The sequence below is a fragment of the Streptomyces sp. NPDC060064 genome (assembly GCF_042736455.1).
In the GTDB taxonomy this organism is placed as follows: domain Bacteria; phylum Actinomycetota; class Actinomycetes; order Streptomycetales; family Streptomycetaceae; genus Streptomyces.
This window is the reverse complement of the sequence record NZ_JBHWWF010000033.1, coordinates 21,910-35,481: the sequence shown is the minus strand read 5'-3', so window position 1 is coordinate 35,481 and position 13,572 is coordinate 21,910. Positions and strand designations below refer to the sequence as shown.

The following is a 13,572-nucleotide window of genomic DNA, read 5'->3' as shown; positions in this document are numbered from 1 at the left end:
CCCGGTGAACGTTTCCACGCACCCGGCGGGAGCGGCCGGCGCCCCGGCCGGGACGCGGGTCCTGGGGGCTTGGGCGTGCCCGGTCTTGCGCGGTGGCCGCCCGGGTCCGCTCCGGGGCTCGTATCCGGGACTGCTATCCTCACCGCGCTTCGCGCGAGCTGCGACGCCTTACGTCCCGGACACGACCCCTGCGCGTCCCCTGAACCAGTGAACGTTTTCACCACCCGCAGGAGCGGCGTCCCGGCCGTGGGTGATGGTCAGCCGGGCCGGTGCCTCAGCTGCGGCAGATAGATTGACACCGTGCTCTCCAGTCTCACACGCCCCCGCGCCATCGCCCTCTGCGCCCTCCCCGTCGTCGCGCTCTTCGCCGTCGCCGGGCTCGCGCCGCTGCCGTATGCCGTCGCGGAGCCCGGGATGACCGCGAACGTGCTCGGCAAGGACCAGGGCAAGCCGATCATCACCGTCTCCGGTGCGCCCACACGTAAGACCGAAGGTGCGCTGCGGATGACGACGATCGTGGCGACCGGGCCGTCCGCCGAGGTCGGCCTCGGCGATGTCGTCGACGCATGGTTCAGCACGAACCGCGCGATCCTGCCGCACGACTCCGTCTATCCGTCCGGCAAGTCCGACGAGGAGATCGCCCGGCACAATGTCGAGGACATGGAGAAGTCGCAGGACGTCGCCACCCAGGCGGCGCTCTCCTATCTCCACAAGGACCCGTCGACGGTGAAGGTCAAGCTCCATCTCGCCGATGTCGGCGGGCCCAGTGCCGGGCTGCTCTTCTCGCTCGGCATCGTCGACAAGCTCGCCGGCGACGGTGCGGGCGGCGATCTCACCGGTGGCCGCAATATCGCCGGTACGGGCACGATCACCGCCGACGGCAAGGTCGGCGCGGTCGGCGGGGTGTCGCTGAAGACTCAGGCCGCCAGGCGCGACGGGGCGAGCGTCTTCCTGGTTCCCAAGGACGAGTGCGCCGACGCGAAGGCCGAACTGCCCGGCGGGCTGCGGCTGATCCCCGTCACGACGCTGCAGGGCGCGGTGGACTCCCTTCGGGCGCTGGAGAAGGGCGGGAAGGTTCCGAGCTGCTGAGGTCCGCAGCCGAAGGAGTCCGTCCCGTGTGCGTCCCGGCCTGCCGACCCGTGTCCATCTCCCGCCAGCTCGGGAACACCGCCGGAGCCAGCGTCGCCAGGAAGTACGCCCCGCCGAAGACGAGTAGCGCGGTCGCAAGTCCTGCCTGCTCGATGAGGTAGCCCGCCGCCAGACCGCCGAGCGGCGCGGTCAGTAGCACTCCGGCGGTGGTTACGCCCGCGACCCGGCTGCGCAGTTCCTCGGGGACGCGCTCGTACATGATCGTGGTCAGGATCGGGTTGAGCATCCCGGCACCCAGCCCGCCCACCGCCATGGTCACGGCGAGCGGCGCCGTGCCGTCCGCCAGCGCCGCCACCACGAACCTCGGCAGCCCGCAGAGTATGAACGCGACGGTGAACAGCGCCCGCCGCGGGAAGCGGTGCCCGATCGCGCCGTAGAGCAGCGCGCCGAGCAGGGCGCAGCCGCCGAAGGCCGCGACCAGCAGGCCCAGGTCCCGGGCGCCGCCGAGGTCTTGCTTGGCATGCACCGGCAGCAGTACTGAACTCCAGCCCTGGTCAAGGCCGTTGGTGAGCATCACCATCACCATGACGCCCAGCAGCAGCCGGGTGCGCAGCAGGAAGGCGTACCCTTCGCGCAGCTCGCCCCGGTACGCGGCGAGCGAGACGGGTGCCGCCCGCCGCCGGGGCTCGGCCGCGCTCAGCCCCCGTACGCCCAGGAAGATCAGCAGCGCGGATCCGCAGAAGGTCGCGGCGTCCAGCAGCAGCACCGCCTCCGCGCCGGTCAGTGCGATGAGGAGGCCGGCCAGTGCCGCCCCGGCCATCCTGGCTCCGCGCGAGACCGCGTCGAAGAGGCTCGCGGCCCGGGTGAGGGGCGTGCGCGCCGCCTTCGCGAGGTCGGGTATAAGGACATATCGGGAGGTTTCGCCGGGTGCGTGGAAGAGCCCAGTGACGGCCATCAGCGCGCAGAGCATCCAGAATTCGAGTGCGCCCGCGTAGTGCAGCAAGGGGATCGCGGCGAGCGCGAGCGCGCAGAGGAGGTCCGAGGTGATGCTGACCCGGCGACGGCCGATCCGGTCGATGACCGGACCGCCGGTGATCGCCGAGACGATGACCGGCAGGGTCGCACAGAAGGCGACCAGGCCCGCCTTGCCGGGGCTGCCCGTCGTCTGCAGCGCGTACCACGGGACGCCGATGAGAGTGAGTGAATTGCCGGTGATCGACACGGCGTTGGCCGCCAGCACGGTGGCGAGCGGCCCGCGTCCCCCCTTGGCCGTCATGCGATACGCGCGGCCGGCGCGGGCTGCTGCTGCACCAGGCGCAGCCCCAACTCGACGAGTGTCCAGCCCAGTTGCGTACGAAGGTCCTCGCGCGGCGGGCGATGCGCGCGGGCCGTGTCCCGCAGCCCCGCGGCGCGCAGGTCGTGCAACCGCAGATGTATGTCGGAATGCATGGCCGGTGGTTCCCCTCAGTCGATGGAGCGCGGGAAGGCGTGCAGGTGCATACGGACCTGGGCGGCGTCCTCGGATTCAGCACTCGGCGCCAGGTCCCGGTAGCTCTCGATGAGTGCGTGGACCTTCTCGTTGAGCTCGAGGGCCTGTGCGGGAGTCAGCCGCAGGGTCCAGTTGCTCAGGTCCGAGCTTCTGCGCCACTCGTCGGGCCACTCGCGTGCGGTGCCGAGCCAGGTGCCGACCTCCTGGGTGTGCATGGTCGCGACCTCGTGCAAATAGAGGTCCGCGGCGCCGCGCACCGTCGGGTCGGGGTGGGTGAACAGGGAGTCGTCGAGGCTTGTCCCGTCCACCGAGGCCTTCCACCAGCGCTCCCGGCCCTTGCCCCGCTCGGGGTCGTCCTCGACGAAGCCGTGTGCGGCGAGCTGGCGCAGGTGGTAGCTGGTGGCACCGCTGGACTCGCCCAGTCTGCCGGCCAGTTGGGAGGCGGTGGCGGGCCCGTCGTGCCGCAGGGCGGACAGCAGGCGCATCCGTAGCGGGTGGGCGAGGCCGCGCAGGGAGCGCGGGTCGAGCGGGCGGTAGTTGCGCGGTACGGACTCGGGCATGTTGCAAAGCTAGTCTTGCAAAGAAGTGGTTGCAAGGGTTTCTTTGCAACCACTTCTTTGCAATCAGACCTTTGCGGCCCGGGGCCCGGCAGCGCTGGGCCCGGTGGCCCTGGAGCCGGCGACCTTGAGGCCGGGCGGCTAGCCGTTCTTGATGAAGCCCTCCTGGATCAGCCAGTCCTTCGCCACCTTGTGCGGGTCCTCGCCCTCCACATCCACCTTCCCGTTGAGCTCCTGCGCGATCTGCGTCGTCAGCCTCGCGCTCAGCGGGTTGAGCAGGCTCGCGATCACCGGCCACTTCTCGATCGTCTTGCTGTGGATCTCCGGCGCCGCGTTGTAGTTGGGGAAGAAGTGCTTGTCGTCCGCGAGGGTGTCCAGATCCATCGCCTTGATCCGGCCGTCCGTGGTGTACGCCTCGCCGAGCAGACACGAGTTGGACTTCGACACCTGCGTGTAGATGATCCCGGCGTCCATCTTCATGATGTTCCCGGCCGGGATCTCCATCCCGTACGCCTTCTCCATGCCCGTCAGCCCGTCCTCGCGCGAGGCGAACTCGTTCTCCACGCAGAGCGTTACCGCCGACGGGTCCTTCTTCGACAGCTCCGCCAGGTCCGACATCGTCCTGAGGTGGTACTTCGCGTTGTTCTTCTTGCTGATCGCCAGCGTGTAGGTGTTGTTGAGCGTGGACTGCGGCAGCCAGGTGACGCCGTTCTTCAGATCCTCGTTGTGCACCGCCTGCCACTGCGCCTGCGGGCTGACGATCGGCTTCTGGTGCCCCAGATACGTGATCCAGGCCGTGCCGGTGTAGTCGTACATCGCGTCCGCGTCGCCGCCGACGATCGCCTCGCGCGCACTGATCGAGCCGGGCAGATTCGTACGGTCCAGAACCTCCGCGCCCGCCGCCTTGAAGATCAGGCCGATCATCTGGCCGAGGATGATGTTCTCGCTGAAGTTCTTGGAAGTGACGGTCAGCGAGGCGCCCTTGAGCGGTGCGCCTTTGCCGACCGAACCCGGTGCCACATCGTCCACCAGCGGCGAACCGCTCTTGAGGCCGCAGCCGGTCAGACCCGTCAGGCCGGTCAGGGTCAGCGCCAGTGCCGCCGCCCCGCTCAGCGCCGCGCGTACGCAGCGCATCACCCCTCCAGCCCGTGCGGCGTGAGCAGCAGCTCGGCCAGCGAGGCCAGCCAGTCCACCAGCAGCGCAAGCGCCACGGTCAGCACCGAGCCGAGGATCAGCACCGGCATCCGCTGGGTCTGGATGCCCGAGGTGATGAGGTCGCCCAGGCCGCCGCCACCGCCGAAGGTGGCCAGCGTGGCCGTGCCGACATTGAGGACCAGGGCCGTACGTACGCCGGCGAGGATCAGCGGTACGGCGAGCGGCAGTTCGACCTTGCTCAGGGTGCCCATCGACGACATGCCGATCCCGCGCGAGGCCTCCACCAGCTGCGGATCGATCGCCTTCAGGCCCGCCACCGTGTTGGAGAGCACCGGCAGCACCGCGTAGATCACCATGCCGACGATCGCCGTCGACGGGCCGATGCCCAGCCAGATCACCAGCAGTGCCAGCAGGCCGATGGCAGGGGTCGCCTGTCCGATGTTGGCGATCGCGGTGACGAGCGGCGCGGCCCTGCTCAGGCCCCGCCGGGTCAGCGCGATGCCCAGTGGGATCGCGATGATCAGCACCCAGAAGGTGGAGATGGCGGTGAGCTGGATCTGCTGCCACAGCCGCAGCTGCACATTGCCGCCCGACAGGGAGTTCTCGGCGATCGCGTCGAGGTGGATGTTGGTGATCCACAGGAAGGTCACCAGCAGGACGACGACGAGCACGGCCGGCAGCACCACCAGCTTCTGCCAGGTGATCCGCCGCTTCGGCGCCGGAGCCGGTGTCGGGGGTTCCTCCTCGTCCGGGAAGGCATGGCCCAGGATGTCGTGGTCGCCGGGCGGGCCGGCGGGAGCTGTACTCATCCGCCCGCACCGCCCTCCAGCTCCACCTCTGTCTGGTGGTGGCGCAGCTCCTCCAGATCGTGCTGGTGCTCGATGGCGGTGAGCCGGTCGGCCTCGAGCATCTCGTGTACGGAGTTCATCAGCGTCTCCATGTCGACGACGCCGATGTACTCGCCGCGCCGCCCGGTCACCGCGACCCGCCCGCTGGAGTCCAGGAGCACCGCCTCCAGCGCGTCGTGCAGTGTCGCGTCCCGGGTCACCGTGTCGTGCACCAGCTGCCCCGCCCTGGCCAGCGACCCCTTGGCGCGCATCAGATCGCCGCGCCGCAGCCATTTGTACGGACGGTTCCGCCGGTCCAGCATCAGCACCTCGTTGTGCGGGCCCTTGCGCAGCTTGTTGAAGACAATCTGGAGGGGATCGTCCACGGTCACCGTCGGGAACTCCGCTATCTCGACATCTCGCACCCGGGTGAGATTGAGCCGCTTGAGTGCCGCACCCGCGCCGACGAAACCGGAGACGAAGTCGTCCGCCGGATTGGTGAGGATCGCCTCCGGAGTGTCGAACTGCGCGATGTGCGAACGCTCCCGCAGCACCGCGATCCGGTCCCCGAGCTTGATCGCCTCGTCGAAGTCGTGTGTGACGAAGACGATCGTCTTGTGCAACTCGTGCTGCAGCCTGATCAGTTCGTCCTGCAGATGATCACGGGTGATCGGGTCGACGGCCCCGAACGGCTCGTCCATCAGCAGTACGGGAGGATCCGCGGCGAGCGCCCGCGCGACGCCCACCCGCTGCTGCTGGCCGCCCGACAGCTGCCGCGGATAGCGCCCGTGGAACTCCCGCGGATCCAGCCCCACCAGATCGAGCATCTCCTCGACCCGGTCCTTCACCTTCGACTTCGACCAGCCGACCATCTTCGGTACGAGGGCGATGTTCTCCGCGACCGTCATATGCGGGAAGAGACCGGAGGACTGGATCGCGTATCCGACCTTCCGCCGCAGCTTCACCGGGTCGATGTCGGTGACGTCCTCGTCGCCGATCCTGATCCGGCCGGACGTCGGCTCGATCAGCCGGTTGATCATCTTCAGCGTGGTCGACTTACCGCAGCCGGAGGGACCCACCAGGATCACCGTCTCGCCCGCCTTGATCTCCATCGACACGTTGTCCACCGCCGGGTCGGGGCTCCCCGGATAGCGCTTGGTCAGGCTCTCCAGCTCGATGGAGGCCCCGGAAGTGGCAGATTCAGGCACGGATCCCCCTCGAGATGGTGAGACGGCCGATCCCCACGTACGCGGAGTCGAAGAGCAGGGCGAGGATCACGATCCCGATCGTCCCCGCGAGCACCTGGTTGAGCGCGTTGGCGCTGCCCAGCGAAGCGATGCCGCGGAAGATCTCATTGCCGAGGCCGGGCCCGGAGGCGTACGCGGCGATCGCGGCGATGCCCATCAGCATCTGCGTGGAGACCCGGATGCCGGTCAGGATCGGCGGCCAGGCGAGCGCCAGCTCCACTCTGAGGAGCCGGGAGACCCGGGCCATCCCGATCCCCTTGGCGGCGTCCACGAGCGAGGGGTCCACGCCGCGCAGCCCGACGACGGAGTTACGGACGATCGGCAGCAGCCCGTACAGCGTCAGGGTGATCACGGTCGGCGGCACCCCGAGGCCCACGATCGGGATCAGCAGACCGATCAGGGCGAGCGAGGGGATGGTGAGGAACATCGCTGTCGACGTCATGGCGAGGTTGCCGCCCCAGCCGCTGTGATAGGTGACGAGGCCGATCAGCACACCGAGAAGCGTGGCGATCACCATGCACTGGAAGACGACGCTGGCGTGCTGGTAGGCGTCGGTGAGCAGCTGCTGGTGGTTGGTGACCAAGTAATCCCAGAAGCTCACACCGTCACCTCAGACGCTTTTGTCCTCCGCGGCCTGCTCCACCAGCGGAATGATCCGCAAGGGCACGGGATTCTCCATGACGATCGCTGTCGAGGCCCGCACGATGCCATCAAAACCGACAACACGGTCGATCACACGTTGGAGATCGGCGTTGGAGCGGGCGACGAGCCGGCAGAGCATGTCGCCGTGGCCGGTGGTGGTGTGCAGCTCGAGCACCTCGGGGACGCCCGCCAAATGGGCGCGTACATCGGCCCCTTGCCCCTGCTTGATCTCCAGCGTGGCGAAGGCGGTCACCGGGTAGCCGAGAGCCGCCGGATCGACGTTCGGGCCGAAACCGCGGATGACTCCATTGGACTGAAGGCGGTCCAGCCGCGCCTGCACGGTCCCACGGGCCACACCGAGACGGCGGGACGCCTCGAGCACGCCGATCCTCGGCTCACGCGCGAGCAGCACGATGAGCCGGCCGTCCAGATGATCGATCGCCATGACGTCTCCCGAATGGTCATCATGTACAGATGGCCCCGTCATGGTCCCTGATTGCTGTGCATATTGCCCAGCAGAAACACAAACTATTGCGCACCTTGTGGATCGGGGGGAGCCTGCCCGTATGACTGAGACCATCGATCACACCCCGACCACCGCGCGTAAGGCCGACCCCTTCCCGGTGAAGGGAATGGACGCGGTCGTCTTCGCCGTCGGCAATGCCAAGCAGGCCGCGCACTACTACTCCACGGCCTTCGGCATGAAGCTCGTCGCCTACTCCGGACCGGAGAACGGCAGCCGCGAGACCGCGAGTTACGTCCTCACCAACGGCGCCGCCCGCTTTGTGCTGACCTCCGTGATCAAGCCCGCCACCGACTGGGGCCGCTTCCTCGCCGACCATGTCGCCGAGCACGGCGACGGCGTCGTCGACCTGGCCATCGAGGTGCCGGACGCGCGCGCCGCGTACGCGTACGCCACCGAGCACGGCGCCCACGGCATCACCGAGCCGTACGAGATCAAGGACGAGCACGGCACGGTGGTGCTGGCCGCGATCGCCACGTACGGCAAGACCCGGCACACCCTCGTCGACCGCTCCGGCTACAACGGCCCGTACCTGCCCGGCTTCGTCGCCGCCGACCCGATCGTCGAGCCGCCGGCCAAGCGCACCTTCCAGGCCATCGACCACTGCGTCGGCAATGTCGAGCTCGGCAGGATGAACGAGTGGGTGGCCTTCTACAACAAGGTCATGGGCTTCACCAACATGAAGGAGTTCGTGGGCGACGACATCGCCACCGAGTACTCCGCGCTCATGTCGAAGGTCGTCGCCGACGGCACGCTGAAGGTGAAGTTCCCGATCAACGAGCCGGCGATCGCGAAGAAGAAGTCGCAGATCGACGAGTATCTGGAGTTCTACGGCGGGGCCGGCGTCCAGCACATCGCGCTCGCCACGAACGACATCGTCGCGACCGTACGTTCCATGCGGGCGGCGGGAGTCGCGTTCCTGGACACCCCCGACTCGTACTACGACACGCTCGGCGAGTGGGCGGGCGAGACCCGGGTGCCCGTCGAGACGCTGCGCGAGCTGAAGATCCTCGTCGACCGCGACGAGGACGGCTATCTGCTGCAGATCTTCACCAAGCCGGTCCAGGACCGGCCGACGGTCTTCTTCGAGATGATCGAGCGGCACGGCTCGATGGGCTTCGGCAAGGGCAACTTCAAGGCGCTCTTCGAGGCGATCGAGCGCGAGCAGGAGAAGCGCGGAAACCTGTAACCGGGGCTCCGCCCCGAACCCCGCGCCTCAAACGCCGGCCAGGCTGGATTTCCGCCTGTCCGGCGTTTGACGTCGTGCGGCCGAAGGTCGACAGCCCGCCGCAGCGCGCCACGATCCGCCGGGCACCCCTACGCTGGACGCATGGCCAGGATGAATGACGTCGGCGGCATGCAAGGCTTCGGGCCCATCGACACCACCGACGACGCCGAGCCCTTCCACGCCGACTGGGAAGCCAGGGTCTTCGCCCTGAACCGCGCCCTCATCGTCGGAAAGGTCTTCAACCTCGACGAGTTCCGCGACGCGATCGAGTCCATGCCGCCCGCCGAATACCTCGCGGCCTCGTACTACGAGCGCTGGTTCCACGCCATCGTCAGCCTCCTGGAGCGCAAGGGCGTCATCGCGGCGGGTGAGCTCGATGACTGACGTGACCACCGACCGCTTCGCGCCGGGCGCGCGGGTGCGGACCGTGCACCACGATCCGCCGCACCACACCCGGTTGCCCCGCTACGCCCGCGGCAAGCACGGCACGGTCGTCGAGCCCGAGGGCCGCTCGCCGCTCGCCGACGTGCGCTCCCAGGGGCGCGAGGACGCCCCCGTCCAGCAGGTCTACGCCGTACGGTTCGCGGCCCGGGAGCTGTGGGGCGACGGTGACCACCACGTCGTACTGGACCTGTTCGAGAGCTACTTGGAGGACGACCAGCCGTGACCGGGACCCACTCCGACGCCCTGATCTCCCGCCGCGTACGCCGCCTCGAGACGCTCCTGGAGGAGCGCGGCCTCGTCGCGGGCGCCGCGCTCGACGAAGCCCTCGACGCCTTCCTGAGCGGCGCCTCCCCGGCCAACGGGGCGCGGGTGACGGCCCGGGCCTGGGTCGACGCGGACTTCCGCGCCCGGCTGCTTGCCGACGGGACCGCGGCCGTCGCCGAACTCGGTCTGTCCTCCGGAGGAGTCCAGCCACAGCGGCTGCACGTCGTCGAGAACACCGAGCGCACGCACAACGTCATCGTCTGCACGCTCTGCTCCTGCTACCCGATCCGGCTGCTGGGCCCGTCCCCGAGCTGGTACAAGAGCGAGGCCTACCGCTCCCGGGTGGTCCGCGAACCCCGCGCCGTACTGGAGGAGTTCGGCCTGCGTCTGCCGCCCGACACGGAGATCACCGTCTGGGACTCCACCGCGGAAACCCGCTACATGGTCCTGCCCCGCCGCCCGGCCGGCACGGAGTCCCTGACGGAACCGGAACTGGCGGCTCTGGTGACCCGCAACGCCCTGATCGGCACGGCGGCGGTCTAGGGCGTGTTTTAGAAGTCCCGCCTGCCCCGCGACCCCTGGCACGCACACTCGCGATGTTGTCGGAGTCACCCAAGTACGTCCAGTACGAGGGCGATCCTCCGCCTTGCGATTGCACGCACCAGACGCCGCAGGGCCCGCCCTGCGGGCGAACGGCGCTACTTCTAAAACACGCCCCTAGGGCCGGGGCGCACAGGCGACTGCCCCAGCCAGGCAGGTGCCGGACTCGTCCGCCGACGGGCGGGGTGAGGGAACGGCCCGCCGCGGGCGACCCGCCCGCATGGCACCTGCGCCCGCGCCCCGACCCGTACCCCCAAACCGCGCCCGCCGCGTCAGTCCCGCACCGGCTTTGACGCCCCCGGGCTCGTCGGCGACACCGTCCCGGCCTCCTCCGACGGCTTGCTCGGAGCCGGATTCGCCGACGGCTGCAGCTTCGGCAGCGACTGCTCCGGCGAAGGCTGCTCCGGCGGCGCCGACTGCCCCGGCGAAGGCTGTTGCCCCGGCGGCGACTGCTCCGGTGGCGACGGCCGCTCCGGCGAAGGCTGCTCCGCCTCGCCCGCAGCTGCCGATTCGTCCACCCCGGTCACGTCATTCGGCCCGCCCGGCGGCGGCTCCCCGAGCGCGTTCAGCGCGTCCTGCGCAACCGGGGCCAGCAGCGGTGAGAAGTACGGGTTGATCCGCAGCGCCTCCCCCAGGTGCCGCCGGGCCGCGCCGGACTGCTCCAGCGCCCGCTCGATCTCGCCCCGGTGGTACGCGAACAGCGCGCTCCGCAGCCCCGGTCCGGTCGCCCTCCTGGCGTACGGCAACGCCTCCTTCGCCCTGCCCGCCCGGTACAGCGCCCACCCCAGCGCGTCCGCGACGTACACGCTCCGGTGCTGCCGCGCCCACTCGCCCGACAGCCGCCGTACGGCCGACTCCGGGTCCCCGTGGTCCGCCTCGAAGCGGCCGAGCACCAGCTCCTCGTTCACCCCGTCCTTCTCCGCCTCCGCCGCGCGGGCGCGCAGTCGCCCGTACTCCGTGCTGGCATCCCCGTCCAGCCCCAGCGACTCGTACAACTCGCCCGCCTCCAGCGCGTATTCGGGCAGTGGCGCCAGCTCGAGGGCCGCCTGGTAGTCGCGGAATGCCTCCTCCGTACGCCCCAGCGCCGCCAGCGTCCGCGCCCGCCCCGCCAGCGACGGATGGTGATCGCTCACGAACCGCAGCGCAGCGTCGTACTGCTCCAGCGCCTCCTGCGGTTCGCCGCGTTCCCAGGCCAGTTCGCCGAGCCGCTGCAGCGCGGCCGCCTTCTCCGCGGGTGCGTCGGCGGACTTGGCCGCGCTGTACGCCACCGACGCCGCGTCCTCGCGCCAGCCCCGCTCCCGCATGACCTGCGAGGCGAGCTCCAGCGTCTGCCCACCCGAGTACAGCTTCTGGAGCTTGTCCAACGCCTTGCCGGCGGCCTTGTAGTCGCCGAGGCCGTTGTAGGCGTCGATCAGCACCGGATACACCGTCCACCGCTCCGGCTTCTGCTTCCTCGCGCGCTCGCCCCAGGTACGCGCCGCGCCGAAGTCGCGCCGGGCGTTGGCCAGCGCCGCGAGACCCACCAGCGCGTCGACGTTCCCCTCGTGGTCCGGGAGCACCTCCAGCGAGCGCTGCAGCGCGCTCTCCGCCCGCGAGTAGTACGTCGGGTCCGCCAGCTGCGTGCCCCGCTCCACATACGCCGACCCCAGCATCGCCCACGACTCCCCATCAAGGGGGTGGGCCCCCAGCCATTTTTCGCGGTCGCGGATGAGCGCGGTCAGATCGGGGAGGGAGGCCGGAGCGCCCGCGCCCACCGCGGCCATCGCCCGCGCGGCCGGTCCCGGCGCCGGCGGCGGGCCGTCCTCCCCCCAGCCCGGCGCGAGCATGACCACCCCGATGACCAGCGTCGCGCCGACGAGCGTGCCGACCGCGGCGTTCTTCATGGTTTCGCTCTTCATGGCGCTCACTGTGCGTCAGTAAGCAGTCGATACGAAGAACACACTCGGTAGTGCGAAGCGGAATGCAGACGGGTTCACACCGATGGCCCCTGGTGCGAGGCTTGCAGCATGGACGATCTTCTCGACCGGCTGCGCGCCGGTCTGCCCGCCGAGGCCCTGATCACCGACCCGGACATCACGGCCTCGTACGCGAACGACATGGCGAGCTTCTGCGAGGCGGGCACCCCCGCCGTCGTCGTCCTGCCGCGCACCGTGGAGCAGGTCCAGCACGTCATGCGCACCGCGACCGCGCTGCGGGTCCCCGTCGTCCCGCAGGGCGCCCGTACCGGGCTGTCCGGCGCCGCCAATGCCTCGGACGGCTGCATCGTGCTGTCCCTGACCAAGATGGACCGGATCCTGGAGATCAGCCCGGTCGACCGGATCGCGGTCGTCGAGCCGGGCGTCGTCAACGCCGTCCTCTCCCGTGCCGTCAACGAACACGGGCTCTACTACCCGCCCGACCCCTCCAGCTGGGAGATGTGCACCATCGGCGGGAACATCGGCACCGCGTCCGGCGGCCTGTGCTGCGTCAAGTACGGAGTGACCGCGGAGTACGTGCTCGGCCTGGACGTCGTCCTCGCCGACGGACGTCTGCTCACCACCGGCCGCCGCACCGCGAAGGGTGTCGCCGGCTACGACCTCACCCGGCTCTTCGTCGGCTCCGAGGGCAGCCTCGGCATCGTTGTCAAAGCCGTGCTCGCACTCCGGCCGCAGCCGCCGGCGCAGCTGGTCCTGGCCGCCGAGTTCGACTCCGCGGCGGCCGCCTGCGAGGCCGTCTGCGCGATCATGGAGCGCGGCCACACGCCCTCGCTCCTCGAGCTCATGGACCGTACGACCGTCCGGGCCGTCAACGCCATGGCGAACATGGGTCTGCCGGACACCACCGAGGCACTGCTCCTCGCCGCCTTCGACACCCCGGACCCGGCAGCCGATCTGGCCGCCGTCGGCGAGCTGTGCAGAGCGGCGGGCGCCACCGAGGTCGTCCCCGCGGACACCGTCGCCGAGTCCGAACTGCTCCTCCAGGCAAGGAGGTTGTCACTCACCGCCCTGGAGACCGTCAAATCGGCCACGATGATCGACGACGTCTGTGTGCCGCGCTCGAAGCTCGGCGCGATGATCGAGGGCACTGCGGCCATCGCCGAGAAGTACGGCCTCACCATCGGCGTCTGCGCGCACGCGGGCGACGGCAACACCCACCCCGTCGTCTGCTTCGACCACGCCGACCCGGACGAGTCCCGGCGCGCCCGCGAGTCCTTCGACGAGATCATGGCCCTCGGTCTGGAACTCGACGGCACGATCACCGGAGAGCACGGCGTCGGCGTACTGAAAAAGGAGTGGCTGGCGCGCGAACTGGGCCCGGTGGGCGTGGAGATGCAGCGCGGCATCAAGCAGACCTTCGACCCGCTCGGCCTGCTCAACCCCGGCAAGATCTTCTGAGGTCGATGCGGCACCGATGCGGCACCGATGCGGCACCGATGCGCCACCGCTGTGGGGCCGATGTGAGACCAGAGGCCTAAGGCCAATGCCCGATGGCCCGGGCACCGGCTCCCCGCATAGCGTGGAGACATCG

General features: G+C 69.7%; 15 protein-coding genes. 6 read left to right on the top strand and 9 right to left on the bottom strand.

The window, feature by feature from the left end; translation table 11 throughout:
* Positions 1 to 300 precede the first annotated feature (300 nt).
* Positions 301 to 1,089, top strand: coding sequence for a PDZ domain-containing protein (locus ACFWDI_RS31400; protein WP_385309195.1), 789 nt, complete (start codon positions 301 to 303; stop codon positions 1,087 to 1,089).
* Here the strand turns inward: ACFWDI_RS31400 and ACFWDI_RS31395 are convergent.
* The 8 genes from ACFWDI_RS31395 to ACFWDI_RS31360 form a co-directional block, all read right to left on the bottom strand.
* A complete protein-coding gene (locus ACFWDI_RS31395; RefSeq protein ID WP_385309193.1) occupies positions 1,019 to 2,365 on the bottom strand; it encodes an MFS transporter in 1,347 nt (448 codons plus the stop codon). The two genes, ACFWDI_RS31400 and ACFWDI_RS31395, sit on opposite strands and share 71 nt — an antisense overlap.
* Entirely contained in the window at positions 2,362 to 2,538 is a 177-nt protein-coding gene (locus ACFWDI_RS31390) for a hypothetical protein (protein WP_385309191.1), read from the bottom strand. The genes ACFWDI_RS31395 and ACFWDI_RS31390 overlap by 4 nt, the downstream gene beginning before the upstream one ends.
* A gap of 15 nt (positions 2,539 to 2,553) precedes the next feature.
* Positions 2,554 to 3,138: an ArsR/SmtB family transcription factor gene (locus tag ACFWDI_RS31385; protein WP_385309189.1), complete on the bottom strand. Its 585-nt coding sequence runs from the start codon at positions 3,136 to 3,138 to the stop codon at positions 2,554 to 2,556.
* 138 nt (positions 3,139 to 3,276) lie between these two features.
* On the bottom strand, positions 3,277 to 4,269 hold the full coding sequence (locus ACFWDI_RS31380; RefSeq protein ID WP_385309187.1) for a glycine betaine ABC transporter substrate-binding protein: 993 nt from the start codon (positions 4,267 to 4,269) through the stop codon (positions 3,277 to 3,279).
* Positions 4,269 to 5,099 carry an ABC transporter permease gene (locus tag ACFWDI_RS31375; RefSeq protein WP_385309185.1) on the bottom strand — a complete coding sequence of 277 codons (831 nt, stop codon included), beginning with the start codon at positions 5,097 to 5,099 and terminating at the stop codon, positions 4,269 to 4,271. The genes ACFWDI_RS31380 and ACFWDI_RS31375 overlap by 1 nt, the downstream gene beginning before the upstream one ends.
* On the bottom strand, positions 5,096 to 6,325 hold the full coding sequence (locus ACFWDI_RS31370) for a betaine/proline/choline family ABC transporter ATP-binding protein (protein ID WP_385309183.1): 1,230 nt from the start codon (positions 6,323 to 6,325) through the stop codon (positions 5,096 to 5,098). Before ACFWDI_RS31370 ends, ACFWDI_RS31375 begins: the two co-directional genes overlap by 4 nt.
* Entirely contained in the window at positions 6,318 to 6,965 is a 648-nt protein-coding gene (locus ACFWDI_RS31365; RefSeq protein ID WP_385309181.1) for an ABC transporter permease, read from the bottom strand. Before ACFWDI_RS31365 ends, ACFWDI_RS31370 begins: the two co-directional genes overlap by 8 nt.
* A gap of 9 nt (positions 6,966 to 6,974) precedes the next feature.
* Positions 6,975 to 7,451 carry an Lrp/AsnC family transcriptional regulator gene (locus tag ACFWDI_RS31360; RefSeq protein WP_385309179.1) on the bottom strand — a complete coding sequence of 159 codons (477 nt, stop codon included), beginning with the start codon at positions 7,449 to 7,451 and terminating at the stop codon, positions 6,975 to 6,977.
* Positions 7,452 to 7,572: 121 nt separating this feature from the next.
* Between ACFWDI_RS31360 and hppD the strand changes: the two genes are divergently transcribed.
* The 4 genes from hppD to nthA all read left to right on the top strand — a co-directional run bounded on the left by hppD (position 7,573) and on the right by nthA (position 10,008).
* Positions 7,573 to 8,718: a 4-hydroxyphenylpyruvate dioxygenase gene (hppD, locus tag ACFWDI_RS31355; protein WP_385309177.1), complete on the top strand. Its 1,146-nt coding sequence runs from the start codon at positions 7,573 to 7,575 to the stop codon at positions 8,716 to 8,718.
* Between the two features lie 141 nt (positions 8,719 to 8,859).
* Positions 8,860 to 9,141, top strand: coding sequence for a hypothetical protein (locus tag ACFWDI_RS31350; protein ID WP_327323868.1), 282 nt, complete (start codon positions 8,860 to 8,862; stop codon positions 9,139 to 9,141).
* The gene (locus ACFWDI_RS31345) at positions 9,134 to 9,424 is read left to right on the top strand and encodes an SH3-like domain-containing protein (protein WP_385309174.1); all 291 of its coding nucleotides are present in this window, start codon (positions 9,134 to 9,136) and stop codon (positions 9,422 to 9,424) included. The genes ACFWDI_RS31350 and ACFWDI_RS31345 overlap by 8 nt, the downstream gene beginning before the upstream one ends.
* Positions 9,421 to 10,008 carry a nitrile hydratase subunit alpha gene (gene nthA / locus ACFWDI_RS31340; RefSeq protein WP_327323866.1) on the top strand — a complete coding sequence of 196 codons (588 nt, stop codon included), beginning with the start codon at positions 9,421 to 9,423 and terminating at the stop codon, positions 10,006 to 10,008. The genes ACFWDI_RS31345 and nthA overlap by 4 nt, the downstream gene beginning before the upstream one ends.
* 329 nt (positions 10,009 to 10,337) lie before the next feature.
* Here the strand turns inward: nthA and ACFWDI_RS31335 are convergent, their stop codons facing one another.
* Positions 10,338 to 11,963 carry a hypothetical protein gene (locus tag ACFWDI_RS31335; RefSeq protein WP_385309172.1) on the bottom strand — a complete coding sequence of 542 codons (1,626 nt, stop codon included), beginning with the start codon at positions 11,961 to 11,963 and terminating at the stop codon, positions 10,338 to 10,340.
* Between the two features lie 108 nt (positions 11,964 to 12,071).
* On the opposite strand from ACFWDI_RS31335, the gene ACFWDI_RS31330 reads away from it, so the two are divergent.
* Positions 12,072 to 13,439: an FAD-binding oxidoreductase gene (locus ACFWDI_RS31330; RefSeq protein WP_385309170.1), complete on the top strand. Its 1,368-nt coding sequence runs from the start codon at positions 12,072 to 12,074 to the stop codon at positions 13,437 to 13,439.
* Positions 13,440 to 13,572: the final 133 nt, after the last annotated feature.

Coding starts and splice junctions, on each gene's coding strand:
- ACFWDI_RS31330 (WP_385309170.1), top strand. CDS start 12,072: ATGGACGATCTTCTCGACCGGCTGCGCGCCGGTCTGCCCGCCGAGGCC.
- ACFWDI_RS31360 (WP_385309179.1), bottom strand. CDS start 7,451: ATGGCGATCGATCATCTGGACGGCCGGCTCATCGTGCTGCTCGCGCGT.
- ACFWDI_RS31345 (WP_385309174.1), top strand. CDS start 9,134: ATGACTGACGTGACCACCGACCGCTTCGCGCCGGGCGCGCGGGTGCGG.
- ACFWDI_RS31390 (WP_385309191.1), bottom strand. CDS start 2,538: ATGCATTCCGACATACATCTGCGGTTGCACGACCTGCGCGCCGCGGGG.
- ACFWDI_RS31375 (WP_385309185.1), bottom strand. CDS start 5,099: ATGAGTACAGCTCCCGCCGGCCCGCCCGGCGACCACGACATCCTGGGC.
- ACFWDI_RS31350 (WP_327323868.1), top strand. CDS start 8,860: ATGGCCAGGATGAATGACGTCGGCGGCATGCAAGGCTTCGGGCCCATC.
- ACFWDI_RS31385 (WP_385309189.1), bottom strand. CDS start 3,138: ATGCCCGAGTCCGTACCGCGCAACTACCGCCCGCTCGACCCGCGCTCC.
- ACFWDI_RS31395 (WP_385309193.1), bottom strand. CDS start 2,365: ATGACGGCCAAGGGGGGACGCGGGCCGCTCGCCACCGTGCTGGCGGCC.
- ACFWDI_RS31335 (WP_385309172.1), bottom strand. CDS start 11,963: ATGAAGAGCGAAACCATGAAGAACGCCGCGGTCGGCACGCTCGTCGGC.
- hppD (WP_385309177.1), top strand. CDS start 7,573: ATGACTGAGACCATCGATCACACCCCGACCACCGCGCGTAAGGCCGAC.
- ACFWDI_RS31380 (WP_385309187.1), bottom strand. CDS start 4,269: ATGCGCTGCGTACGCGCGGCGCTGAGCGGGGCGGCGGCACTGGCGCTG.